The sequence below is a fragment of the Chelativorans intermedius genome (assembly GCF_025398255.1).
In the GTDB taxonomy this organism is placed as follows: domain Bacteria; phylum Pseudomonadota; class Alphaproteobacteria; order Rhizobiales; family Rhizobiaceae; genus Chelativorans; species Chelativorans intermedius.
Genome location: NZ_JAODNW010000003.1, coordinates 249,197 through 273,458, shown reverse-complemented (window position 1 = coordinate 273,458; position 24,262 = coordinate 249,197). Strand labels below are relative to the sequence as shown.

The window sequence follows — 24,262 nt, the reverse complement described above, 5'->3', positions numbered from 1 at the left end:
GATTTCCCCGCCGCCTTGCGCGGCTGCCTCAGGTTCCCACCCCGTTGCGCCGGCCTGCCAGCGCGCGCACGGCGAAGGCAAGTGCGGAAAGCATCAGCGAGAGGGGCAGAAGCGCCATCCACGGATAGAGCAGCAGGCGCGCCACCTCGGACTTGAGGTTGCGCGAAAAGGCAAACTCCAGCCAGGGCAGGCACAGCGCGAAGAACCACAGGCAGAAGACGACCCCGAAGAGGCCGGCCAGAAGGCCCGCCGCCCGCCGCATGGCCGGCGGCAGGTTGGCCACCAGGATGGTGACGCGCACATGCTCAGCCCTGAGCGTGACCAGCGGCAGCGCCAGGAAGAAGGCCGCCGTCATGAGAAGACCCACCAGCTCCTCGGTGTAGTAGAGCGGCGCATTGGCGAGATAGCGCATCGCCACGCTGACGCCGACCAGGGCGACGATGGCCGCGCCGGCCGCCGTCGCCAGGACGGCAAGACCGACCAGAAGCGGCGAAAGCAGCCGCTCGACCGCCTGCGCAGCAGCCGCCAGCCCGCCATAAGACGACGGTTCGCCCGCCATCAGCGCCCGAGCGTGTCAAGGATGCGCTGGCGGTATTCGGGCGCATTGCCGCCCGCTTCCTCCGCCATCTCCTTCCAGGTCTGGGAAGCCGCTTCGAGGAAGGCAGCGCGGTCTTCCTCGGAGAAGGGCTCCAGGAACTCGACCCCCTGCTCCTTCAGCGCGGCGCGGGCCGCCTGCTCGTTCTCCTCGGCCTGGCTGTATTCGTTGGTACGCGCCCACAGCTGCTCGGCCGCTTGGGTGACGGCCTGCCGCTGTTCCTCCGTCAGCCTCTCCCAGGCATCCGGATTGGCGCCCAGCACATAGGGCACGCTGGCGATGGGGTAGAGATAGGCGGCGTAATCCGTCACCTCCTGCAGCGAGATCGTGTGGGCGAAGAGCGCCGGATAGACCGCGCAATCCACCACGCCGGTGCGCAGCGCCACATAGAGCTCGTTCTGGCCGACGATTTGCGCCGACACGCCCAGGCGGCGGAAGGTCTCCACCTGGTCGTTGCTCCACACGCGCAGCTTCTTGGTCTTGAGCTCTTCGAGGGTGCGCACGGGCGCATCGCGGCAGAAGATGGAGGCCTTCAGCAGCGGCAGCGCCATGAAGCCCGCAGTGACGACGCCCCACTCGTCAAGCTCCTGGCGATAGATGTCCTGAATCTCTGGCAGCACCTCGATCAGCTCTTCGGAACTGCCCACCGAGCCCTGTATCAATACGGCATTGAGAGCCGGCGCGTCGCGCCCCACATAGTTCGCCCACACGAGGCCCATCTCCACCGCGCCGCGCGGCAGCCAGCGCAGGACGTCGCTGTCCTTGAGGTTGAGCGAGCCGCCATGGAAGACCTTGATGGTGAGGCTGCCCTCGCTCAGCCGGGCGACATCCTCGGCGAACTGGTCGAGCTGCTTCGATTCGTTGCGGCCTTCCGGCAGACCGTTGTTGAACCGCCATTCCTCGGCATGGGCCGCGCCGGCGAGCAGGCTGGCGCCGAGGAGGGCTGCGGAGATGTGGGAAAGAATGCGGAGCATGGGAGCCCTCCTGTTCGGATTCGGGGTGGATTGCAGGCAAGCTAAAGCGGCGCGCCGAAAAGTGGAAGCCGGTTTTCGGCATCAACGCCGCGGCCTATGTCCCCACCTGCCTGGTCGAGCGCTCGTAGAGGCGTTCGCCCGTCACCGCGTCGATGCCTTCGAGGCTGACCTCATATCCCCACAGGCGGCGCACATGGCGCAGCGTGGCGTCGCGGGTCGCCTCCTCAAGAAGCACGCCGTTCCGCACCCTGTGCTGAAGCTTCAGGTGGCGGTCGCCCAGAAGATCGACGTCCACCACCTGCACGTCCGGCTGGATGATGCCGATGTCGTAGCTGCGCGCAAGCGCGGACCGGATCGCCTCGTAACCGCGCTCGTTGTGGATGGCTGCCACCTCGCAATAGGGGGTACCGGCATCGTCGGCGAGCTGGAACAGCCGGAAACGGCGGATCACGGCGGGGCTCAGATATTGCAGGATGAAGGATTCGTCGCGGTGGTTCGCCCACGCGTCGAGCAGGGTCTCGCGCCAGTTGCCGCTGCCGGCAATATCGGGAAACCAGTCGCGATCCTCGGGCGTCGGCTCGGTGCAGATGCGCTCGATGTCCTTCATCATGGCAAAGCCCAGCGCATAGGGGTTGAGCCCCGAAAAGCGCGGATCGTCGAAACCGGGCTGGAAGATCACGTTCGAGTGGCTCTGCAGGATCTCCAGCATCGCGCCTTCGCTGATCTTTCCCTTGTCGTAGAGGCGGTTCATGATCGTGTGGTGGACGAAGGTGGCGCAACCCTCGTTCATCACCTTGGTCTGGCGCTGGGGATAGAAATACTGCGCGATCACCCGCACGATGCGCAGAAGCTCGCGCTGCCAGGGCTCCAGGATGAGGCTGTTCTTTTCCAGGAAATAGAGCAGGTTCTCCTCCGGCAGATGGAGATTGCGTTTGCGCTCGCGCACCTCGCGGTCGCGCTCCTCCGATCCTCCCTCGGTCTTCTTCCTGGGCAGGGTGCGCCACAGGTCGCTGTAGGTCTGGGCCTCATAGTCCAGCCGCTCGCGCACCCGCTCCCGCTCCTTCTCGGAGGAAAGACGCGGCGGGCGGCGATAGCGGAACACACCCTGATCCATCAGCGCGTGGGCCGAATCGAGGATTGCCTCCACCGCGGAGGTGCCATATCGCTCCTCGCAGCGGGCGACATATTTCTTGGCGAAGTCCATGTAGCTGAGAATGGCGCCGGCATCGGTCCACCGCTGGAACATGTAGTTGTTCTTGAAGAAATGGTTGTGGCCGAAGGCGGCGTGCGCCGTCACCAGGGCCTGCATGGCCGCGGTGTTCTCCTCCATCAGATAGGTGATGCAGGGATTGGAGTTGATGACCAGCTCATAGGCCAGCCCGCGATAGCCCTTGCGATAGAGATGCTCCTCGAAGGCGAAGCGCTTGCCGAAGGACCAGTGCTGGTACATCAGCGGCATGCCGATGGAAGAATAGGCGTCCAGCATCTGCTCCGAAGAGATGATCTCGAGCTGGTTGGGATAGATGTCGAGTTTCAGCTCCTCGAGCGCGATCTCGGCGATCGCGTCGTAGAGGCGGGCCAGCGTCTCGAAATTCCAGTCAGAACCCGAAAACAACAGGCCGGAGGAGGACACACCCTTTTCCGTCATATCGGCCCTCCTCGCCTAGCGCATCTGGCTGCCGGGCTGCCTGGCAAAGAGCTTGCGGAAGACCGGATAGATGTCCGCCGGCCGGGCGATCCGCGCCATCTGGAAGTTCGGCCACGACTCGCCCACCGTGCGGTAGGCGCGCCACAGCGAGGTTCCGTTGTCGGTGGCGCCGAAAATCTCGGTCTCGCGCTCGTCGATGATCTCCACATAGGCATAGTACTGGCACAGCCGCATCACCTCCTGTGTGAGAAGCGAGGCGCAGCGCTCCGAATCGCCGGCGATGTTGTCGCCGTCGGAAGCCTGGGCGGCATAGATGTTCCACTCGCGGGAAGGATAGCGCTTGCGGATGATGGACAGCATCTCCTCAAGCGCCGTGGAGACCACCGTGCCGCCGCTCTGGGTGGAGTAGAAGAAGGTCTCCTCGTCCACCTCGCCGGCCTCGTGCGTGTGGCGGATGAAGACGATGTCGATGCGCTCGTAGCGCCGCTTGAGAAAGAGGTGCAGCAGCACGAAGAAGCGCTTGGCCAGATCCTTTTCGCGCTCGCCCATGGAGCTGGAAACATCCATGAGGCAGAACATCACAGCATTCGCGTTCGGCAGGGGCTGCGGCTCGAAGCGGTTGAAACGGATGTCCACCGGATCGACGAAGGGCACCAGCCGGCGCCGGCGCTGCAGCCGGTCGAGCTCGGCACGCAGCGCTTCGAGGCGCGTGCGCCTATCCGGCGTGCCCGGCTTTGCCTCGAGTTCCTCGATCTGCCGGGCAAGTGCCTCGATCTCCTCCTGCCGCGGGCGGCGAAGTGCCAAACGGCGGCCATAGCTGTTGCGCATGGTGCGCGTGACGTTGACATTGGTGGGCGTGCCGGACGTCGTGTATCCGGCGCGGCGCGGCTTGAAGGCCACCGCCTCCTTCAAGGAGAGCTTCACCATGTCGGGCAGTTCGAGGTCCTCGAAGAACAGGTCGAGCACCTCCTCGCGCGACAGCACGAAGCGGAAATCGTCCTCCGCCTCGCCGATGCCGGCGCGCGAGCCGTTGCCGCCGGCGCCCGCCGGCGGCTTGGGAATGCGGTCGCCCGGCGCGTACTCCCGGTTTCCGGGCAGCACATAGTCCCTCCGCCCGCTCGCCCTGGCATGCTGGAAGGATGGTTCGCTCGTCCCGTCCTGCGGCATCGGCACGGCGTGGCGGGCATCGGCATCGGCGATCTTGCCGGACCGGATGCGCTCCTTGATGTTGCGCTTCAGCTCCTCCCGCGCCCGCTTCAGGAAACGCCGCCGGTTGCCGAGGCTCTTGTCCTTCGGGTTGAGGCGGCGATCAATGAAATTCGGCATGGGTGGCCCCGCAGGTCCCGTGTCCTCAGCCCGCCTTGTTCACGCGCATGTACCAGTCGACCAGCCGGCGCACCTGGCGCTCGGTATAGCCGCGTTCGACCATGCGGCTGACGAACTCCGCGTGCTGCTTCTCCGTTTGGCTGTCCTTCTTGGTGCCGAAGCTGATGACGGGCAGAAGGTCCTCGACCTGCCCGAACATGCGCTTCTCGATCACCTCCCGCAGCTTCTCGTAGCTCGTCCACGAAGGATTGCGCCCGTGGTTCTTGGCCCGCGCGCGCAGGGTGAACTTGACCACCTCGTTGCGGAAATCCTTCGGATTGGCGATGCCGGCAGGCTTCTCGATCTGCGACAGCTCGCTGTCGAGGATCTCGCGATTGAGGATCTGCCCGGTATCGGGATCCTTGAAATCCTGATCCTCCAGCCACGCATCGGCATAGGCGATGTAGCGGTCGAACAGGTTCTGCCCATACTCGCTGTAGGATTCCAGATAGGCCTTCTGGATCTCGTGGCCGATGAACTCCGCATAGCGCGGGGCCAGCTCGGACTTGATGAAGTCGAGATAGGCCGTCTCCTGCTCCTTCGGAAACTGTTCGCGCCGGATGGCCTGCTCCAGCACATACATGAGGTGCACCGGATCGGCGGCAACTTCCTTGGTGTCGTAGTTGAAGGTCTCCGACAGCACCTTGAAGGCGAAACGGGTGGAAACCCCGGTCATGCCCTCGTCCACGCCGGCGGCATCGCGATATTCCTGCACGGACTTCGCCTTCGGGTCCACATCCTTCAGGTTCTCGCCGTCATAGACGCGCATCTTGGTGTAGAGCGAGGAGTTCTCGTGCTCGGCAAGCCGCGTGGAGACGGTGAAGCGGCTCAGGATCTCGAGCACCTCCGGCGCGCAAGGGTTGTGGACCAGCTCGCTCTCGCGCAGAAGCTTTTCGTAGATCTGCTTCTCCTCCGTCACCCGCAGGCAGTAGGGCACCTTCACCACCAGGATGCGGTCGAGGAAGGCCTCGTTGTTCTTGTTGTTCTTGAACTGCAGCCACTCCGATTCGTTGGAATGGGCAAGCACGATGCCCTGATAGGGGAAGGCACCGAAATTCTCCGTGCCGTTGTAGTTGCCCTCCTGGGTGGCGGTGAGCAGGGGATGCAGCACCTTGATCGGCGCCTTGAACATCTCCACGAATTCCAGCAACCCCTGCGTGGTGCGGTTCAGCCCGCCGCTGTAGGAGTAGGCGTCGGGATCGGACTGGTTGTAATGTTCGAGCTGGCGGATATCCACCTTGCCCACCAGGGCGGAGACGTCCTGGTTGTTCTCGTCGCCCGGCTCCGTCTTGGCAATGCCGATCTGGCGCAGGCGCGAGGGCATGAGCTTGACGACCGAGAACCTGGAGATGTCGCCGCCGATCTCGTCCAGCCGCTTGGTCGCCCAGGGCGAGATGAGACCCGTCAGGCGACGGCGCGAAATGCCGTACTTGTCCTCCAGCAGATCGGCCATGCGCTCGGGGTGGAAGAGCCCCAGCGGCGATTCGAAGACGGGGCTGATCTGGCCGTCGATCGCCAGCGTGTAGATCGGGCGCTCCTCCATCAGCTTCTTCAGCCGTTCGGCGAGCGAGGACTTGCCGCCCCCCACCGGGCCCAGCAGATAGAGGATCTGCTTGCGCTCCTCCAGGCCCTGGGCGGCATAGCGGAAGTAGCCCACGATGCGTTCGATCGTGTCCTCCATGCCGTAGAAGTCGGAGAAGGCGGGATAGATCTTGATCGTCCGATTGGCGAAGATACGGCCCAGGCGTTCGTCCGCGCTGGTGTCGACAAGAGTGGGTTCGCCGATTGCATCCACCATGCGCTCGGCGGCGGTGGCATACATGGAGGGGTCGTCGCGGCAGGCAAGGAGATATTCCTGCAGGCTCATCTCCTCGCGCTTGGCGCTGGTGTAGATCTCGGAAAAGAGATCGAAAACTTCAGATTCTCTCCTGTGCATCGCTCTCTCTCGTGACAGGACTGTTGGCGGTCATTTGCACTCTGCCTGTCGGTTCCCGCATTGGCTGAACGGTGTCTCGCCATCGAAGGTTCCTGGCAGGAACTGACGCGACTTACGCAACCAAGGCTCTTACCGCGCACCTTGCGGCCCGACTGCGGCACCGGGTGCGCCTCGCCGTCGCCTTCCTCTTATGTATGTACGCCACGGCAGTTTTTCAGGTGCGACGGCACTTGATCACGATACCGCACGATACCCGCACCCGCCACCGTCATTTTGCGGATTTGATTGAGGAATTTGCACGGAAGACGGCAAAGCGCCCGTGCGTACGCAACGCTCCGCCCGCCCCACCGCGAAGCGGCGCTGCGCACGATGCGATCGCCGCAAACGCCGCCCGAAGCCCCGTCGAAGGGGCATGCGAAGCGGCGAATCTCTCGGCTCGCACGGTCCAGTATACGCACGGTCCGGCGCGCTGCCCGATCACGATTGCGGGAGCCGGTCGCCATTCGGCGCGTTCTTGACGCGAATCAGCAGGCCACCCTATCGTTGCGCCCATGCGGGGGCGATGGTGCGGCATGAGCGCGCATCGCAGTCTTGATGTGTCCTCCCGATCTTGTTCCCGGCAGATGCGGCCCGGCCGACAGCGGCCCGACGCCTTGCCACCAAGTATCGTGTGATGCGTAGAGCCGAAAGCTGGAGAGAACAGGCGGGCCATGGCGGCGCAGATCTGCGACGAAACCGAGAGGGCAACCGCGCCCGGCGCATCGACGGACCGTTCCCTCGCGGCGTTCATCGGCAGCCGGGCGCGCGCAGCGGGAGCTCAGTTTCATCTGCTCCTGCGTTCGCAGGCGCCCGCCGGCGGACGGCGCATCGTGCTGTGCAACTGGCTCTACGATGCCGTGACGGCGGTGGGCGTGGAGGCGCTGGCGCATGTGGCGCAGAGCGCGGCGGCCTGTCTTCCCGGCAGGGCGGCCCGCGGTTTCCACCCCCTCGCCCTCGCCGCGCTGGTGGAGCGCGAGGAGATTGCCGAGCTTGCCCATCACGGGCATCAGGAGATTTTCGTGCTGGCGCTGCCGGTGGGCCAGGCGCGCTGGCACCTGATGCTTTCGGCAGGTCAGCCGGGCCGCATCGACGACACCGCGCTGCCGGCCCTGCAGATGGCCTGCTGCTACGCCCTCTCCAGTTCCCTGCCGCATGGCGCACCCCGCGAGGCCAACCCGCTTTCCCGGCGCGAGCTCGAGTGCCTGTCATGGGTGTCGGAAGGCAAGACGGCGGATGAGGTGGCGCTCATCCTGGGAATCTCCCCCAACACGGTCAACAGCCAGGTCGCCCATGCCATCCACAAGCTGCAGGCCAGAAACCGGGCCATGGCGATCGCCACGGCCATCCGGCGCGGGCTGATATGAAACCATGACGAGAGACATGCCGAACGACGTCGCATCCCCGCCCGACCAGCCGGCGGAAGCCGGAGCAGTCGCCGGGGAACTTGCGCGGCTGTGCGTAATGCTTGGCGCCGACAGCTTCCACCTCTACCGCATCGCCGCCCGCAAGCGCCGGCTGGTGCCGGTTCTCGACGCCGGATGGCCGGCCGTCCACGCGCTGACGCATGCCCTTCCCGATGCGCTGCCGAACAGTTTTGCCGAGCGCGCGGCAACACGCCAATGCATCTTCTGGTGGGGAAAGGAAGCGTATTGCGCCCTGCCGGTCACTTCCGGCTGGATGCTGCGGCTGGACTGCAGCGCGTCGCGCGCGGGCCTTGCCTTTCCCCTCGTCGGCGCGGCGGGCGGGCATGGCACCATTGTCTTCGCCGGCAGGCGGATATGCGGCGAGGAGGAGATGCTCATGGGCATCCATGCACGCGCCCATGCCCTGTTCGACGCATTGCCGGAGGCGCAGCCGGCGCGCACGGCGCCCGATCTTCCGGCCGTCTCACCGCGCGAGCTGCAGTGCCTGCGGCTGACCGCGGATGGTCTGACCAGCGACGACATCGCCCGCCGGCTCGGCCTTTCGGTCCACACCGCCAACCAGTATCTGGCAAATGTCGCGGAGAAGCTGAACGCGGCCAACCGCGTTCACGCCGTGGCCAAGGCGCTGCGCGAAGGGCTGATCGAATAGGCTTATTCCACGGTGCAGTCGGGCATCGTCTTGCGGATGCGCGCATCCGCAAGCGCCGCTTCCAGAAAGGCCGAGTTGTCTTCCGGGTCGTCGAATGGACGGTCGAAGGCCACATAGTTAAGCTCCACGGCCGCCTGCTGGGGGCCCAGAGACAGGGTGAAATAGACCGTGGCTCCCCTCGGCCGCAGCTCCAGGTCGAGCGCGATCCAGGGCGTTTCCGTCCAGCCGACATGGGCCTCGCAGCCGCGGCCGAAGCGCAGCGTGCCGGGAAGGAAATAGAGCTCGGCCGCCGACTCCACGATGTCGGCGATGCTCGCCATGCTCTCCAGGCGGATGAAGGCCACATAGTCGGCGAGCTCGATGAGCCGCAGCTCGTTGACAACATCGCGGATGGCCCTGGCAACGATGACCTCGCGCGCGGCGGAGTGCGGCTGTCTGATCATTTCATGTCGCCTTTCCTTGTCCCCTCCCCAATCCGGTAGACGCGACGCACCAGCTCGGCCACCGCCTTGTAGAATTCAGATGGGATCATGCTATCCACCGAAACTTGCTTGTACATGGAGCGGGCAAGCGACGGCTCCTCGAAGACGGGGATGCCGTGCTCGCGCGCGATTTCGCGGATTTTCAGCGCGATGAGGTCCTGCCCCTTGGCGACGACGACGGGGGCCGCGTCCTCGCCGCGCCGGTAGCGCAGGGCGATGGCATAGTGGGTCGGGTTTGCGATCACCAGCGTGGCCCGCGGCACCGCGGCCATCATGCGCCGGCGCGCCCGATCCCGGGCGAGCGAGCGCTGCCGCGCCCTGACGATCGGGTCGCCTTCCGTCTGCTTGAGCTCGTCCTTCACCTCCTGGCGCGTCATGCGCAGGTCCTGCCGCCAACTGAAGCGGGACCAGGCGATGTCGGCCACGGCGATCACCGTCATCACGGCGGTGACGGCAACCAGAATGTCGACGGCAATGTCGCGTATGGTCACGGTGAAGGCCAGGGGAGGGGTAATCATGCCGGAGAGCAGCCGCACATCCGCCGCCCGCAACGTCCACGCGACGAAGCCGCCGACCACGAGGAGCTTGCCGAGCGACTTCGCAAACTCCACCATCCCCCGCGCGCCGAACAGGCGCGACCAGCCTTTGACCGGCGAGATGTGCGACGCCTTGGGCCGGATGCGCTCCAGCACGAAGCGCGGCGTGTTCTGCAACAGCGAGGCGGCCAGCCCCGCCGACACCAGGAGCAGCATGACGGTGCCGCACACCTTGGCGATCTCCAGAAAGACGATGCGGTAAAGCGCGATCGCGTCCGACTGGGTGCCGAGCTGCCATTCCTCCGCCCGTTCGATGAAGATGGAGAGAAAGCCGCCCAGCTCGGCCGCACTGTCGCGGGCGAAGAAAAGCACGAAGACCAGGATGGCGAGAAAGGAGGCAAAGGCCGGTGCCTCGCGCGAGAAGGGCAATTGGCCCTTTTCCACCGTGTCGCGCACCTTCTTCTCGGTGGGCTCTTCGGTCTTGCTTTCCTTGTCTGGGGCGTCCGACATCGGCTCTGGACACTGGCTCTGTTTCTGTGCGCATCAACGCCGAAGCCCCCGGCGCAGATGCCATCGTGGGGGCGGCACGCCCGCCCAGGCGTTCGACAGCCTCTATGCCGCCTTCTGCGCGGAGGGCAGATCGAAGAGTCCCTTCTGCGACAGCTCCACGGCCGTGGCCGCGATGCGCCTCTGCGCCTGCGCAATGTCCTCGGCCGGGATTCCGTCTGCCGGCATCGCCAGCTCCGCCTCGATCATTCGCCGCGAACGCTGGCCGAGTGCCGAAAGCGCCGCCTCCACCAGCTCCTGCGGCGCGTTGCGCAGGGCAAGCGTGACGAGATCCGTTGCCAGCCCGTCGAACAGCGCCACACGCGCCTTGTGCGGCAGATCCACGATTTCCTCGAAGCTGAAGAGGCGCGCCCGGATGGCCTCAATGTCTTCCGCGCCGGCCGCCTCCAGATCGCCGATGAGCTCGTCCACCTCCGCCTTGTCCATCTCGTTGAGGACGCTCGCCACCCGGGCCTGGCCGGCGGAGGCATCCTTGCCGCCGGCCTCCGCACGCAGGATCTCCGCGATGCGCTTCTCGATGAGCGCCCGCGCGGCGGGCGGCACCTGCCCCAGCGCGGCCATGCGGCGCATCACGTCGCCGCGCCTGGCCTTGCCGAGGACGAGGATCACCTTCGAGGCGGTCTTGGGCGCCATCTGGGCAAGGATCACCGCCGCGGTCTGCGGGTGCTCACGCTCCAGAAGCTGCGCCAGCCGCGCCGGCTCGACCTTTTCGAGCTCCGCCCAGACCTCCTCCCTGGAAAGCGCCGGCTTGCTGCGTCCCATCAGGACGCTGATCTCCTCCGGGGACAGCGATTCGCTCAGTATGGTGTCCATGCTGTCGGCCGAGTCGAGCAGGCCCGCGCCTTCGGTGAACTCGTGCTCGAACTCCTCCACCACCTTTTCGAGCTCTGCCTGGGGAATGGTGCGCAATACCCGCGCCGCCTCCACCAGCGCCTTCAGTTCCTCCTGTTTGAAGAACTTGAGCAGCCGCCCCGCCGAAGGCTTGCCCATGGCGACCAGGATGGCCGCCGCCTTTTGCGCCTGGGTAAGCTTCACCGCTGCCCCCATCGCCCCATACCTGTAGTGGAGATGTCGCCCGTCATTGCGCCGCCGCGCCGCCGATCTCCGTCAGCCGGACGCCGAAACGGCTCGGATCGTCCTCCAGCAGGGTAATCTCGCCGCGCGCGATCCGCCGGCCGTTGACCACGATGTCGACCGGCTCCCCGATGCGCCGGTCAAGGGAGACGGTGGAGCCCTTCTGCAGGGCCATCAGCCCGGACACCGGCATCTCCGCCGTTCCCAGCACGATCTGCACCTCCACAGGGATGTTCATGACAAAGCCCGCATGGCCGGCAGCGGACGATGCGCCGTCCTCCTGCAGGGCATCGCGCAGCTCCTCGATCGCCTTGTTGAGCGGCTCGTCGCCCAGTTCCTCGCTTGCCGGTTCGCTCTTGCGCATTTCCTTCTCCTGTCTAGCTGGCGGCCAGCCCGTCGAGCACTTCCTGCCTGGCATCGAATGGCCGCGTCAGCCGCACCGTATAGTGCTGCCCAAGCTTGCCGAACTCGCAGATGAAAATCGTGCGCCCGCGCACCGAAAGCCGCGTCTCGGACTGCGCCTTTTCGTGCAGCTCCAGAACCTGGCCCTCCCTGAGCCCCATGAGCGCCTTGAGCGGCAGCTTCGCCAGGGGAACGGTCGCCGTCAGCTCCACGTGGGAGCGCAGCACCTCGTCGCTGAAGCGGCGGCGCCACTCGCTGGCCTGCAGCTTCTCGCCGGCGGCATCCGGTGCGGCCGCGCGGCGCCCCTCCAAGACGACGCGCTGGGGCATCCAGGCAGTCAGCCGCCCGGCAGACTCGCCCGCCCCGAGCGAAAAGGTGATGCACACGCCCGGCCCGTCACGCACCACGAAGCGCTTGAAGTCGCCGGGTCCGGCGAGCGGCTGCGGCACGGGCAGGCGCAGGCCCAGCGCGCGCGGCCCTTCGCCATTGAGGGCCTTGGCGAAAATCTCGAACACCATTGCCGCGACATCGAGCTCGATGCGGGAGGGAACCCGTTCGAGCGGCGGCGGGGGAATGTCCGGATCGCCGCCGAAGAAGGAGGAGACGAGCAGGGAGAGCGCCTGCGGGTCGAGCCGCATGGTCAGCGCGTCGCGCGAGGCTGCGGCCGGAACCACAACCAGGGCATCGAAGGAATCGGCCTGCGGCTTCAATTGCGCAAGACGCACCACCTCGATCTCTGTCACATCGACGGCAAGCGGCTGGGGAAAGCGCTCTTCCAGCGCCTCGGCAAGCGCCGGCAAGGCCCGCATGGCGGCAGCGCGCGCCGACTCGGTGACATGATGCGGATCGCCGGTCTCGCCGACCAGCCGCTCGACAATGAGCTTGCGCATCAGCTCCGGGTTTTCGGCCTTCGCCGCCATCGCGCTCACGCCGCCTTCCTCTCCGCATCGCTCGGCTGTCCGGGTGCCAGCGTGCTCTGCTCGACCGCGTCGATGGAGGGACGATCATAGGCGGAGATCGTCTTGCGCCCGAACTCCACGGCCACCTGCGGCAGCGAGCCGTTCATGTAGGCCAGCAGCGTCTGCTTGACGATCACGTAGAGGCGGTTGTTCTTCTCGCGCACGAGCTTGATCTTGGCGGCGATGGGACCGACCACGGCATAGGACAGGAAGATGCCGAGAAAGGTGCCGACCAGTGCCGCACCGACCAGCGCGCCGAGGATCTCCGGTGACTGGTCGAGCGCCCCCATGGCCTTGATGACGCCTAGCACCGCCGCCACGATGCCGAGCGCCGGCAGCCCGTCGGCAACCGAGGAAAGCGCGTGGTAGGGCTTCAGCTTGTCACGGCGGATGGTCTGGATCTCCTCGTCCATCAGCGCCTCGATCTCGAAGGGTCGGGCATTGCCGATGATGATGATGCGGCAGTAGTCGCAGATGAAATTCGTCAGGTCCCGGTTCTTCAGCACCGTGGGGAATGCCTGGAAGATCGCCGATTCTTCCGGGTTGTCGATATGGGCCTCCACCTCGCTGCGCGACTTCGCCCGCAGCTCGCGCATCAGGCTGTGCAGCACGCCCAGCGTTTCCAGATACTCCGTCTGCTTCGGCACGGCATGCTTGAAAGCCTCCATGCACGCCCGGCCCGTATCCTTGACCGTCGCCATGGGCGTGGCGACCAGAAAGGTGCCCAGCGCCGCACCACCGATGATGACGAGCTCCCAGGGCTGGATCAGCACCTCGATGTGCCCGCCCATGGCCATGAAGCCGCCGATCACGCAGCCCAGGGTGACGACAAGTCCTATAAGAATGCCCACGTTGCGACCCTTGCCATGACAAATCTCCCCTTCCGCACTAGCCGTCGTGGCTTGCGTGAGGCTTGAAAGGGCGAAGGAAAGCCTCGCGCAAGGCAGCACCGCTAGCGTTTCCACCCGGAGAGCGGGAACGTCGCGATGAACACCTACACGAGCTATCTGCTGATTACGCGCGACATCGGCCAGTCCTTGAGCCGTATCGAGGCGCAGCCGATGGTGAGCCGCGAGACGGCGTATTACCGGGAAAACATCGAGAAGGTGAAGACGATCGAGGAGTTCGTCGCCGACGACCGCCTCTTCCGCTACGCGATGAAGGCGCACGGGCTGGAAGACATGGCCTATGCCAAGGCTTTCATGGTCAAGGCGCTGAAGGAGGGCATCGACGAGGAAGACAGCTTCGCCAACAAGCTCACCGACCCGCGCTACAAGGAGTTCGTGAAGACCTTCAATTTCGCCCGCTACGGCGAGGAGACCACGAGCTTCTACAGCCCCACCACAGGCACGGTGAACAAATATTTGCGCCAGACGCTGGAGGAAGAGGCGGGCCGACAGAACGAGGGCGTGCGCCTGGCGCTCTATTTCGAACGCAAGGCAAAGGACATTGACTCCTTCTACGACGTGCTGGCCGACGCCGCGCTTTCCAAGGTGGTGCGCACCGCGCTCGGCCTTCCCGATCTGCTCGCCCAGGCCGACATCGACAAGCAGGTCGAGCTCTTCAAGGAGCGCATCGACATCGCCGATTTCCAGGACCCCGAAAAGCTGGAGGACTTCCTCAAGCGCTTCACCGCCATGTGGGAGGCCAACAATCCCGGCGGCGCCCAGAACTCCATCGCCGCGCTGTTCACCCGGCCCGCCGCCTTCGGCGTTTCGACCGACGTGCTCCTGAGCATCGCGCAGATGAGGAAATAGACCGTGCAGACCGGACTCTACGTCGCGCTGTCCTCGCAGATGGCGCTTGAGCGCCGCTTGACGACGCTGGCCGACAATGTCGCCAATGCCGGCACGGTGGGCTTCCGCGCCGGAGGTATCACCTTCGACGCCGTGATGAGCGGGCTGACCGACGAATCGGTGAGTTTCGTCGCCACCGGCAGCGACTTCTACGACACGCGTTCAGGCGGCCTTCGCGAGACGGGCAGCCCCTTCGATTTCGCCGTTCAGGGCGATGCATGGTTCGCCGTGGAAACGCCGGCCGGACCGATGATGACGCGCGACGGCCGTTTCACCATGCTGGAGACGGGCGAGCTCGTCACCCTCGAAGGCCATCCCGTCCTCGACCCCGGCGGCGCGCCGCTGGTTCTCGACCCGCAGGCCGGCCCGCCGGAGGCCGGTGCCGATGGCACGCTGCGCCAGAACGGCCAGCTTCTCGGCGCCATCGGCCTGTTTGCCTTCACTCCCGGCCCCAACGCACAGCGCTACGGAAACTCGGGCTTCCTGCCGGACGTTCAGCCGCAGCCGGTGGTCGACCGCCCGGATGTCGGCGTGGCCCAGGGCTTCCTGGAAGAGTCCAACGTGAATCCGGTGCGAGAGATGATGCGCCTCATCCAGGTGCAGCGCGCCTTCGAGCAGGTAAGCGCCCTGATGCGTGACAGCGACACCGCCATGAAGGACGCCATCAAGACGATGGGAAGCTGATGGATGGCATGGAGCCGGCCGGCACCAACGCGCTTGCCCTGCTGGAGGGCACTTATCTGCGCTTTCGCGCGCCGCGGCGCATCGTCCGTCCCGGCGGTCGCATCTGCGAGGTGACCCCCACTCACTATCGTGTGCGCGGACTGTCGCAGGCGGCGCGGCTGGGAGACATCGTTTCCTTCCGCTGCGGCGGGGCGGAGCACCGCGGCGAAGTGGTACGCATCAGCGCCGAGGATCTTCTGGTCGCCCCCTTCAAGGAGAGCGCCGAGGCCGGCCTGGGCCAGCCGGTCTTCAACGCCGGGCCGCTCCACATCGCGCCGCACGAAAGCTGGCGCGGGCGCGTCGTCGATGCGCTGGGCCAGCCCGTGGACGACGGCCCGCCCCTCGTCTGCCGGCCGGCAGAACCCGATGCCGCCAGGCCGCGCACGCCACCGGTCCTGCGCCGCCAGCGCATTGCCACGCCCTTCATGACCGGGGTGCGCGTCATCGACATCTTCACCCCGCTTTGCCATGGCCAGCGCCTTGGCATCTTCGCCGGCTCGGGCGTCGGAAAGTCGACGCTTCTGGCCATGCTGGCGCGGGCCGAGGCCTTCGACACCGTGGTGGTGGCCATGATCGGCGAGCGCGGCCGCGAGGTGCGCGAGTTCCTCGAGGATACCATCGGCAAGGCCGGTATGGAGAAGACCGTGGCCGTGGTGGCGACCAGCGACGAAAGCGCCATGATGCGCCGCCGCGCCGCCGACACCGCCATGCGCGTTGCCGAAAGCTTCCGCGACCGGGGCGAAAAGGTTCTGCTTATCCTCGATTCCATCACCCGCTATGCCCATGCCGCCCGCGAGGTGGCCACCGGCGCCGGCGAGCCGCCGGTGGCGCGCGGCTATCCGGCCTCGGTCTTCACCGACCTGCCCCGGCTGCTCGAACGCGCCGGCCCCGGCGAGGACGGCCACGGCTCCATCACGGCCATCCTGTCGGTGCTGGTCGACGGTGACGACCACAACGACCCCGTGGCCGATTGCGTGCGCGGCATCCTCGACGGGCATGTGGTGCTGGACCGGGCCATCGCCGAGCAGGGGCGCTATCCCCCGGTCGATCCGCTGGCCTCCATCTCACGGCTGGCCCAGCGGGCGTGGAGCGAGGAGAAGCGGCTGCTCGTGCAGCGCCTGAAGGCGATGATCGCCCGTTTTGAGGAAACCCGCGACATCCGCCTTCTGGGCGGAGTGCAGACCGGCCTCGATCCGGAGCTGGACATGGCGGTGCGCCAGGTGCCGGCGATCTACGAGGCGCTCAAGCAGGCACCCGGAGAGCGAACGTCCGCCGACCCCTTTGCCGAGTTGGCCCAGAAACTGAAGCTGAAGGAGGAAAGGCGTGAAGGATAAGCTTGCCGGCCTCGTTCTGCCCGATGCCACCCCGGTGGAAACCTTGGAGGAGGTGCCCGAGAAGGACAAGAAGAGGCGTCTCCGGCGACCTCGGCTGCCGCGCGTCAGCAGCGATTGGCTGATCGCCGGCTGCGGCATCGGTCTTGCGGCGGTGTGCGCGCTGTTTCCCTGGTACATCTTCCTCCACCAGGAGAAGTTCGGCATTCGCCCGCTCACCTTCTCCGGCCAGGCAGACGGACGTGCCGCGCCGGGCCTGGCGGCAAGCATACAGCCGCTGGGCGAACGGCTGATGCCGCCGCCCGAAGGCCGCCCGCAACTCGACTTCTTTCCCACCGGCACGGTGCCCGACGCGCCGCGCGTCGAGCCCGACGACCTGCCCCGCCAGCCCTTTCCCGGCGACCGGCTGAGCTTCCGTCTCATCGACGCGGGCAATGGCCGCGCCATGATCGAGGACGAGGAAGGATTCTGGATCGTCCAGCACGGCTCGCCGCTTCCCGACGGCAGCCGGGTTGCGAGGATCGTCGAGCGCGAGGGCTCCTGGGTTCTCATCACCTCCAGGGATACCGAGGTACGATTGGAGCGATAGGCAGCGCCTGACGCAAGGCCCACGCAAGACTGGCCCCCTACTTTGGGCCGCGAAAGCCGATGGGAGTTGCCATGCAACCTGTCAATCTGTTCGATCTCGCCACGCAGCAGGCGCGCTGGCTCTCGGTGCGTCAGGCGACGGTGGCCGGCAACATCGCCAACATCAACACGCCGGGCTACAAGGCCATCGACGTGGAACCGTTCGAAAGCGTGCTCGGCGGCACGCGGGTGGCCCTGCAGGCGACCAACCCGCTACACCAGAAAATGGGGGCCACGGAGGCGGGCTTTGCCCTCAACGAGCAGGAGGATGTCGAACTCCTGCCCTCCGAGAACAGCGTCGTGCTGGAGAACGAGTTGATCAAGGCCGGCGAGATCCGCCGCGCCTTCGAGCTCAACACGGCCATCGTCAAGGCCTTTCACCGCATGATGACGATGACGGCACGGGGCTAGAGGCATGGTCGACGCGCTTTCCGCCGCACTCAAGGTCTCCGGCTCCGGTCTCACCGCCCAGTCGGAGCGCATGCGCGTGGTCTCCGAGAACCTGGCCAACGCGCAATCCACCAGCGACATTCCCGGCGGCGACCCCTACCGCCGCAAGACCATCAGCTTCTCCGCCGAGCTCGACCGGGTCACGGGCGGCAGCATGGTGGAGGTCTCGGCAATAGCCCGCGATCCCACCGAGTTCCCCGTCGAATACATGCCCGGCCACGAGGCGGCGGATGAATTCGGCTACGTCAAGCTGCCGAATGTGAACATGCTCGTGGAGATGGCCGACATGCGCGAGGCCAGCCGCAGCTACGAGGCCAACCTGCAGACCCTCAAGCAGGCCCGCGAGATGATTTCCATGACCATCGACCTGTTGCGGAGCAATTCATGATCAACGGCCTTGGCGGCATCGCCCCCCTTTCCGACACGCGTTCGCTGCTATCCGAGACGCAGACGGCGAAGACGGCGGCAGGCGATGCCTTTGCCTCCATGGTCACGGAGCTGGCGGGCAACACCGTTGCCCGGCTGGAAAAGGCCGAGGCGCTGTCGCTCGATGCGCTGCGCGGCGAGGCCGACACGCGCGCCGTGGTCGATGCGGTGATGAGCGCCGAGCAGTCGCTGCGCGCCGCGATCGCCATCCGCGACAAGATCGTGGAAGCCTATCTCGACATAAGCCGCATGTCGATCTGAGGAAGACGCCCATGAAAGCCCTTTCCATCGCCGCCACCGGCATGAGCGCCCAGCAGACCAATCTGGAGGTGATCGCCAACAACATCGCCAACATCAACACCACCGGCTTCAAGCGCGCCCGTGCCGAATTCTCCGATCTGCTCTATCAGGCGGAGAGGCTGCAGGGCGTACCCGAAAGGGCCAACCAGAACATCGTGCCGGAAGGCGCCAATATCGGCCTGGGCGTGAAGACGACCGCGGTGCGCAACCTGCATACCCAGGGCTCGCTCACCAACACCGGCAACGAGCTCGACCTGGCGCTGGTGGGCAAGGGATGGTTCGAGATCGAGGGCGCGGACGGCGAGATTCTCTATACCCGTGCCGGAGCCTTCAACACCAATGCGAACGGTCAGCTCGTCACCGTCGACGGCTTTCCGGTGGTGCCGGAGATCGTGGTGCCGAACAACACGGTGGAAGTGGTGGTCAACAAGTCGGGCCAGGTCTTCGCCCGCGTCGAAGGCCAGGCCGAGCTTCAGGAACTCGGCCAGCTCACGCTTGCCACCTTCGCCAACGAGGCCGGGCTGGCCCCCATCGGCAACAACCTGTTCCGCGAGACCGCCGCTTCGGGCCCGGCCACGGTGGGCGTGCCGGGCGATCCGGGCTTTGCCACGGTCGAGCAAGGCTATCTGGAGGATTCCAACGTCGATCCGGTGAAGGAAATCACCGATCTCATCTCCGCCCAGCGCGCCTACGAAATGAACTCCAAGGTCATCACCGCGGCTGACGAGATGGCCGCCACCGTGACCCAGGCGATACGGTAGGGCGATGATGAGCGGTTTCCCAGGGCGGCGGGTTCTTCTGGCGGGGCTTCTGGCCACCCTCGCCTGCGCCCCCCTGCCCGCGGTCGCCCAGGACATGGTGGTCGTTCCCGTGCGCGTGATCTATCCGGGCGAAACCGTGACCGCCGAAGCCCTGCGCGAGGTGGTTCTGCGCCGCCCGCAGCGCCACATGGCGGAAGTCGCCCGCGGACCGGAAGAGCTGGACGGCAAGGTGGCCCGGCGCACTCTGCTGCCGGGCCGGCTGGTGCCCCTTTCCTCCGTACGCGAGCCCTATCTCGTCGAGCAGGGAACGGCCGTGACCGTCGTCTTCACCGCCGGCGCGCTGACCATCTCGCTGGTGGCCGTGCCGCTGCAATCGGGCGCGGCGGGCGACCTCATCAGGCTGCGCAATCTGGACAGCGGCGCCGTCATCACCGGCACGGTGATGAGCGACGGAACGGTCAGGGTCGGGGCCTCATGATCGCGCGCCTGCTGCTTCTCGCAATGGTCCTTCTCGCCGCGCAGCCCGCGGCGGCGGCCTCGCGCATCAAGGACATTGCCGAACTTCAGGCAAGCCGCGACAACCAGCTCATCGGCTATGGCCTGGTGATCGGCCTGAACGGCACCGGCGACAGCCTGCGCAATGCGCCCTTCACGGAACAGTCGCTGCGCGCCATGCTGCAGAATCTCGGCATCGCCACGGAGGGAGGGCGGGCACGGGCAAAGAATGTCGCCGCGGTGATCGTTACCGCCAACCTGCCGCCCTTCGTGCAATCGGGCATGCGCATCGACGCCTCGGTCTCCTCGCTGGGCGATGCCACCTCGCTGGCCGGGGGCACCCTGGTCATGACTCCGCTGCGCGCCGCCGATGGCGAAATCTATGCCGTCGCGCAGGGACCCGTGATCGTTTCCGGCTTTCAGGCCGAGGGCCAGGCCGAGACGCTGACCCAGGGCGTGCCCACCGCCGGGCGGGTGCCCAACGGCGCCCTCATCGAGCGCCATGTCGAGGCCACCTTCAACGACATGCTCATGCTGACGCTGCAGTTGCGCAACCCGGACTTTTCCACCGCGCTGCGCGTGACGGACACCATCAACGCATTCACGAACCGCCGCTACGGCGCAAGCCTCGCCTCCGAGCAGAATTCGCGCACCGTTGTGATCCGCAAGCCGAAGGGCGTCTCCGCCGCCCGCTTCTATGCCGAGCTCGAAAACCTCCCCGTCGAAGTGGATTCGCCGGCGCGCGTGGTCGTCGACGAGCGCACGGGAACGGTCGTCATCGGCAACGACGTGCGCATCTCGCGCGTCGCCATCAGCCACGGCACGCTGACGGTGCGCGTGACGGAGATGCCGCGTGTCGTCCAGCCCGAGCCCTTCTCGCGCGGCGAGACCGAGACCGAGCCCTTCACCGTCATCGACGCCGATCGGCCCGACGCCAAGCTGGCCGTGCTCGATGGTCCCGATCTGCAGACGTTGGTTGCCGGGCTCAACCGGCTCGGCGTGAAGCCGGACGGCATCATTGCCATCCTGCAGGGCATCAAGTCCGCCGGTGCGCTGCAGGCCGAGCTGGTGTTGCAATAGGAGCGCGACGAGGATGGTTCTCTACCGCAAGATCGCAACATTCCCACCCCGCGGCGGCCTGGCGCTTGCGGCGCTGGTGCTTGCCCTGTCGAGTGTTCACGCCGCCGAGACGGAAGGCGGGCGGAGCGACGAGGTGCAGCGCTTCTGTACCAACATCGCGGATGCGGCGCGCGACCGCCGCTACGCGCTGCAGGCGCAGGAGCTGGAAAGGCTGCGCGGCGAAGTGGATTCGCGCATCGCCGCCCTGGAGAAGAAGCGCGCCGAATATGAAGGCTGGCTGGCCCGCCGCGACGCCTTTCTGGCGAAGGCGGAAGGCAACCTCGTGCAGATCTATTCCAACATGCGTCCCGACGCCGCCGCCGAGCGCCTGTCGGAGGTGCGCGCGGAGCTGGCCGCAGCCATTCTGATGAAGCTCGACCCGCGGACGGCGGGCGTCATCCTAAACGAGATGAACAGCAAGAACGCCGCCACGCTGACCACCATCATGGCCAGCGCGGCCCGTCCCGAGGATCCCTCATGAGCAGGGTCGCCGCGCTTGTCCTTGTCACGGCCGTGGGCCTCGGTGGCTGCACACCGATCAAGGAGATCGGCAGGCCGCCCAGCCTGTCGCCCGTCGGCGCCGGCGAAGAGCCGACCATGCTGCCCGCCTATCACTATCCGACGCAGCCGGCCAGACCAGCCTCCCGCTATTCCCTGTGGAGCGACCGCCAGAGCCGTCTGTTCACCGATCCGCGGGCGCTCGACGTGGGCGACATCCTGACGGTGGAAATCGTCGTCAACGACAAGGCACGCTTCCAGAACGAATCGGAGCGCTCGCGCCTGGTGGGGCGCAATCTGGGTCTTGCCGGCTCCTATGGCTGGAACGATGCCGGCGGCTCGGCCAACGCGGAAGGCGAGATCAACTCCGGCACCTCGACCACCGGCACCGGCGCCACCGAGCGCTCGGAGAACATCAAGCTCACCATGGCGGCGGTGGTGACGGAGAGGCTGCCAAACGGAAACCTGCGCATCTCCGGCACCCAGGAGGTGCGCGTCAATGCCGAGCTTCGCGTTCTCACCCTTGCCGGCATCGCCCGGCCCGCCGACATCGGCCCCAACAACACCATCTCCTATGACCGCATTGCCGAGGCGCGCATCTCCTATGGCGGGCGTGGGCGCCTGACGGAGGTTCAGCAGCCCCCCTACGGGCAGCAGATCCTCGACGCGGTGCTGCCGTTCTGAGGAGAGGAGAAAGCATGGCACTGGTCGCGCAGGAAGAAGAGAAGAAGAAGGGAGCACCGCTCGTCGTGCAGCTTGCCGCCCTCGTGGCCGTGACCGCGCTTGCCGTAGGCATGGGCTGGTTCACCGGCGGCTATCTGGAGCGCCGGCAGCCGGCGGCCCCGGCTGCCGAGCCGGCCCCCGTCAAGGAGGAAGCCGGCGCCGCCGACGGCGAGCACGGTGCCAAGGCCCCTGCCGGCATGCCGCAAAGCCTCGTTCCGCTCGAGCCCATCACCACCAATCTGGCAGACCCCACAGAGGTCTGGCTGCGCATGGAACTGGCCATCCTCTTCGATGGCGAGCCGGACCCCGTCCTCGCCCAGGCCGTCCACCAGGATCTCTTCGCCTTCATGCGTACGGTGAAGCTGCGCCAGATCGAAAGCGCCAGCGGCTTCCAGTACCTCAAGGCGGACCTGCGCGAGCGCGCCCGCATCCGCAGCGACGGCCGCGTCGTCGATGTTCTCGTCAAAACCCTGCTCTACGAATGAGACCCGGCCGCCTCGCCATAGCCCTGCTGCTTGCCGCCAGCGCGCCCGCCGGCGCCCAGACGCTCGACCTCGGGGCGCTCGCCGGCGAGGCCAACGGCACGACCGTCGGTTACATCATCCAGCTTTTCGGGCTTCTGACCGTCCTTTCCATCGCGCCGGGGCTGCTCATCATGGTGACGAGCTTCACCCGCTTCGTCATCGCCTTTGCCATCCTGCGCGCCGGCATGGGGCTGGCAACGACGCCGGCCAACCTCATCCTCATCAGCCTGTCGCTGTTCATGACCTTCTATGTGATGGCGCCCACCTTCGATCAGGCCTGGGCCAACGGGGTGCGCCCGCTGATGGACAACGAGATTTCCGAGGAGGTGGCGGTGGCGCGCATCGCCGAGCCCTTCCGCGCCTTCATGGCGGCGAATGTGCGCGAGGAAGACTACAACCTGTTTGCCGATCTGGCGGCCGAGCGCGGAGAGGTGGCGACATCGGCGGAGACAGCCGATCTGCGCGTGCTCATCCCCGCCTTCATGATCTCCGAGATCCGGCGCGGCTTCGAGATCGGCTTCCTGGTGGTGCTGCCCTTCCTGGTCATCGACCTGATCGTGGCAACCATTACCATGTCCATGGGCATGATGATGCTGCCGCCGACGGTGGTCTCGCTGCCCTTCAAGATCCTGTTCTTCGTGCTGATCGACGGCTGGAACCTGCTTGTCGGCAGCCTTGTGCGTTCTTTTGCATAACGATGGAGGTGCCCACGAAAACCCGGACCCGCTTACCATTTGGTAGGAACTTGCCGCCATAACGGCAATCGATGCATGGCGGGCTGATCTTGGACCCAAGGTCACAGGCATGATGCCGCCCCGCCATACCGGACAGCCCGGTATGTCCCGTTCAAACGTTACTTGAGGGACACTTTCCCATGGCTAGCATCAACACCAACACCTCGGCGATGACCGCGCTGCAGACGCTGCAGAGCATCAACAAGCAGCTCGAGACCACCCAGGAGCGCATCTCCACGGGTTATCGGGTGAACCAGGCGTCCGACAACGCCGCCTACTGGTCCATCGCCACCACCATGCGTTCGGACAACAAGGCCAACTCGGTCGTTCAGGACGCCCTCGGCCTCGCCGCCGGCAAGGTGGACACCGCCTACACGGCGATAAACAAGGCCGTCGAGGTGGTCGACCAGATCAAGGAGAAGGTCCTTCTGGCCAAGAGCTCGGGAACCGAGGACCGCGCCAAGATCCAGACGGAAATCGGCGCCCTGCAGGATCAGCTCTCCGAGATCGCCAATGCCAGCTATGCCGGCACCAACCTCCTGTCGACGGACTCCACGGCCACGACGACGACCTTCAGCGTGATCTCGTCCTACAACCGTGACTCCTCGGGCAATGTGACGACCGGCAGCCTGCAGATCACGCTGGCCGATGTGCGCCTGGTCGACACGGGCGGCATGAACGCGGGTATCCTCGACACCCAGTTCACCACCACCGGCGCCGGTGCTGCGACCTTCACGGTGCTGAACATCGACGTGACGACGGCCGGCCTGGACGAGACGGACTTCAACGACACCCTGACGGGCATCGAGACCGCGCTTTCCGGCCTTGCCACCGGCGCCTCGGCGCTCGGTGCCGCCAAGTCGCGCATCGACCTGCAGACGGAGTTCACCTCGGCGCTGATGGACGCCATCGACCGCGGCGTCGGCCAGCTGGTCGATGCCGACATGAACGAGGAGTCGACGCGGCTTGCCGCCCTGCAGACGCAGCAGCAGCTCGGCATTCAGGCGCTGTCGATCGCCAACTCCAACGCCCAGAACATCCTGTCGCTCTTCCGCTGATCGGAAAAGCGATCTGGCGATGCGGGGGCCGCGTTCTGCGGCCCCCA

28 protein-coding genes are annotated in these 24,262 nt (G+C 66.1%); 17 read left to right on the top strand and 11 right to left on the bottom strand.

What is annotated here, in order from left to right:
- Window positions 1–28 precede the first annotated feature (28 nt).
- The 5 genes from NYR58_RS05260 to NYR58_RS05240 all read right to left on the bottom strand — a co-directional run bounded on the left by NYR58_RS05260 (window position 29) and on the right by NYR58_RS05240 (window position 6,518).
- Window positions 29–559, bottom strand: a complete 531-nt coding sequence (locus NYR58_RS05260) for a TRAP transporter small permease (protein ID WP_261519425.1) — start codon at window positions 557–559, stop codon at window positions 29–31.
- On the bottom strand, window positions 559–1,569 hold the full coding sequence (gene dctP / locus NYR58_RS05255) for a TRAP transporter substrate-binding protein DctP (RefSeq protein ID WP_261519424.1): 1,011 nt from the start codon (window positions 1,567–1,569) through the stop codon (window positions 559–561). Before dctP ends, NYR58_RS05260 begins: the two co-directional genes overlap by 1 nt.
- A 94-nt stretch (window positions 1,570–1,663) precedes the next feature.
- A complete protein-coding gene (locus NYR58_RS05250) occupies window positions 1,664–3,217 on the bottom strand; it encodes a SpoVR family protein (protein WP_261519423.1) in 1,554 nt (517 codons plus the stop codon).
- A gap of 15 nt (window positions 3,218–3,232) precedes the next feature.
- Complete coding sequence (locus tag NYR58_RS05245; RefSeq protein WP_261519422.1) at window positions 3,233–4,543, bottom strand: YeaH/YhbH family protein; 1,311 nt, start codon at window positions 4,541–4,543, stop codon at window positions 3,233–3,235.
- Window positions 4,544–4,568: 25 nt separating this feature from the next.
- A complete protein-coding gene (locus NYR58_RS05240; protein WP_261519421.1) occupies window positions 4,569–6,518 on the bottom strand; it encodes a PrkA family serine protein kinase in 1,950 nt (649 codons plus the stop codon).
- A 710-nt stretch (window positions 6,519–7,228) separates the two neighbouring features.
- Here NYR58_RS05240 and NYR58_RS05235 point away from each other — a divergent pair.
- Together NYR58_RS05235 and NYR58_RS05230 are read left to right on the top strand one after the other, a co-directional pair.
- A complete protein-coding gene (locus NYR58_RS05235) occupies window positions 7,229–7,921 on the top strand; it encodes a helix-turn-helix transcriptional regulator (protein WP_261519420.1) in 693 nt (230 codons plus the stop codon).
- A gap of 16 nt (window positions 7,922–7,937) precedes the next feature.
- On the top strand, window positions 7,938–8,630 hold the full coding sequence (locus NYR58_RS05230) for a helix-turn-helix transcriptional regulator (RefSeq protein WP_261519419.1): 693 nt from the start codon (window positions 7,938–7,940) through the stop codon (window positions 8,628–8,630).
- Window positions 8,631–8,632: 2 nt separating this feature from the next.
- On the opposite strand, the gene NYR58_RS05225 is transcribed toward NYR58_RS05230, so the two are convergent.
- The 6 genes from NYR58_RS05225 to motA form a co-directional block, all read right to left on the bottom strand.
- A complete protein-coding gene (locus tag NYR58_RS05225; RefSeq protein ID WP_261519418.1) occupies window positions 8,633–9,073 on the bottom strand; it encodes a hypothetical protein in 441 nt (146 codons plus the stop codon).
- Window positions 9,070–10,158 (bottom strand): flagellar biosynthesis protein FlhB, encoded by a 1,089-nt coding sequence (gene flhB, locus NYR58_RS05220; protein WP_261519417.1) that lies wholly within the window; start codon window positions 10,156–10,158, stop codon window positions 9,070–9,072. Before flhB ends, NYR58_RS05225 begins: the two co-directional genes overlap by 4 nt.
- 102 nt (window positions 10,159–10,260) lie before the next feature.
- Window positions 10,261–11,262, bottom strand: coding sequence for a flagellar motor switch protein FliG (locus tag NYR58_RS05215; RefSeq protein ID WP_261519416.1), 1,002 nt, complete (start codon window positions 11,260–11,262; stop codon window positions 10,261–10,263).
- 31 nt (window positions 11,263–11,293) lie between these two features.
- Window positions 11,294–11,653, bottom strand: a complete 360-nt coding sequence (gene fliN / locus NYR58_RS05210) for a flagellar motor switch protein FliN (RefSeq protein WP_261519415.1) — start codon at window positions 11,651–11,653, stop codon at window positions 11,294–11,296.
- Between the two features lie 13 nt (window positions 11,654–11,666).
- Window positions 11,667–12,611: a FliM/FliN family flagellar motor switch protein gene (locus tag NYR58_RS05205; RefSeq protein ID WP_261519451.1), complete on the bottom strand. Its 945-nt coding sequence runs from the start codon at window positions 12,609–12,611 to the stop codon at window positions 11,667–11,669.
- Window positions 12,612–12,616: 5 nt separating this feature from the next.
- Window positions 12,617–13,501 (bottom strand): flagellar motor stator protein MotA, encoded by an 885-nt coding sequence (gene motA, locus NYR58_RS05200; protein WP_261519414.1) that lies wholly within the window; start codon window positions 13,499–13,501, stop codon window positions 12,617–12,619.
- A 135-nt stretch (window positions 13,502–13,636) separates the two neighbouring features.
- Here motA and NYR58_RS05195 point away from each other — a divergent pair, with 135 nt between their 5' ends.
- The 15 genes from NYR58_RS05195 (at window position 13,637) to NYR58_RS05125 (ending at window position 24,215) form a co-directional block, all read left to right on the top strand.
- A complete protein-coding gene (locus tag NYR58_RS05195; RefSeq protein WP_261519413.1) occupies window positions 13,637–14,407 on the top strand; it encodes a DUF1217 domain-containing protein in 771 nt (256 codons plus the stop codon).
- Window positions 14,408–14,410: 3 nt separating this feature from the next.
- Entirely contained in the window at window positions 14,411–15,130 is a 720-nt protein-coding gene (flgF, locus tag NYR58_RS05190) for a flagellar basal-body rod protein FlgF (protein WP_261519412.1), read from the top strand.
- Window positions 15,130–16,503, top strand: coding sequence for a flagellar protein export ATPase FliI (gene fliI / locus NYR58_RS05185; protein WP_261519411.1), 1,374 nt, complete (start codon window positions 15,130–15,132; stop codon window positions 16,501–16,503). Before flgF ends, fliI begins: the two co-directional genes overlap by 1 nt.
- Window positions 16,493–17,089, top strand: coding sequence for a hypothetical protein (locus NYR58_RS05180; protein ID WP_261519410.1), 597 nt, complete (start codon window positions 16,493–16,495; stop codon window positions 17,087–17,089). Before fliI ends, NYR58_RS05180 begins: the two co-directional genes overlap by 11 nt.
- A gap of 71 nt (window positions 17,090–17,160) precedes the next feature.
- Window positions 17,161–17,538 carry a flagellar basal body rod protein FlgB gene (gene flgB / locus NYR58_RS05175; RefSeq protein WP_261519409.1) on the top strand — a complete coding sequence of 126 codons (378 nt, stop codon included), beginning with the start codon at window positions 17,161–17,163 and terminating at the stop codon, window positions 17,536–17,538.
- A 4-nt stretch (window positions 17,539–17,542) separates the two neighbouring features.
- Window positions 17,543–17,965 (top strand): flagellar basal body rod protein FlgC, encoded by a 423-nt coding sequence (gene flgC, locus NYR58_RS05170; protein ID WP_261519408.1) that lies wholly within the window; start codon window positions 17,543–17,545, stop codon window positions 17,963–17,965.
- Window positions 17,962–18,264, top strand: a complete 303-nt coding sequence (locus NYR58_RS05165; RefSeq protein ID WP_261519407.1) for a flagellar hook-basal body complex protein FliE — start codon at window positions 17,962–17,964, stop codon at window positions 18,262–18,264. Before flgC ends, NYR58_RS05165 begins: the two co-directional genes overlap by 4 nt.
- Window positions 18,265–18,275: 11 nt before the next feature.
- A complete protein-coding gene (flgG, locus tag NYR58_RS05160; RefSeq protein WP_261519406.1) occupies window positions 18,276–19,064 on the top strand; it encodes a flagellar basal-body rod protein FlgG in 789 nt (262 codons plus the stop codon).
- A gap of 7 nt (window positions 19,065–19,071) precedes the next feature.
- Complete coding sequence (gene flgA / locus NYR58_RS05155) at window positions 19,072–19,542, top strand: flagellar basal body P-ring formation chaperone FlgA (protein WP_261519405.1); 471 nt, start codon at window positions 19,072–19,074, stop codon at window positions 19,540–19,542.
- Window positions 19,539–20,639, top strand: coding sequence for a flagellar basal body P-ring protein FlgI (locus NYR58_RS05150; protein ID WP_261519404.1), 1,101 nt, complete (start codon window positions 19,539–19,541; stop codon window positions 20,637–20,639). Before flgA ends, NYR58_RS05150 begins: the two co-directional genes overlap by 4 nt.
- A gap of 13 nt (window positions 20,640–20,652) precedes the next feature.
- Window positions 20,653–21,159: a MotE family protein gene (locus NYR58_RS05145; protein WP_261519403.1), complete on the top strand. Its 507-nt coding sequence runs from the start codon at window positions 20,653–20,655 to the stop codon at window positions 21,157–21,159.
- Entirely contained in the window at window positions 21,156–21,860 is a 705-nt protein-coding gene (gene flgH / locus NYR58_RS05140) for a flagellar basal body L-ring protein FlgH (RefSeq protein WP_261519402.1), read from the top strand. Before NYR58_RS05145 ends, flgH begins: the two co-directional genes overlap by 4 nt.
- A gap of 14 nt (window positions 21,861–21,874) precedes the next feature.
- Window positions 21,875–22,384 (top strand): flagellar basal body-associated FliL family protein, encoded by a 510-nt coding sequence (locus tag NYR58_RS05135; protein WP_261519401.1) that lies wholly within the window; start codon window positions 21,875–21,877, stop codon window positions 22,382–22,384.
- Window positions 22,381–23,118 (top strand): flagellar type III secretion system pore protein FliP, encoded by a 738-nt coding sequence (gene fliP, locus NYR58_RS05130; protein ID WP_261519400.1) that lies wholly within the window; start codon window positions 22,381–22,383, stop codon window positions 23,116–23,118. Before NYR58_RS05135 ends, fliP begins: the two co-directional genes overlap by 4 nt.
- 179 nt (window positions 23,119–23,297) lie before the next feature.
- Window positions 23,298–24,215, top strand: coding sequence for a flagellin N-terminal helical domain-containing protein (locus tag NYR58_RS05125; RefSeq protein WP_261519399.1), 918 nt, complete (start codon window positions 23,298–23,300; stop codon window positions 24,213–24,215).
- Window positions 24,216–24,262 lie beyond the last annotated feature (47 nt).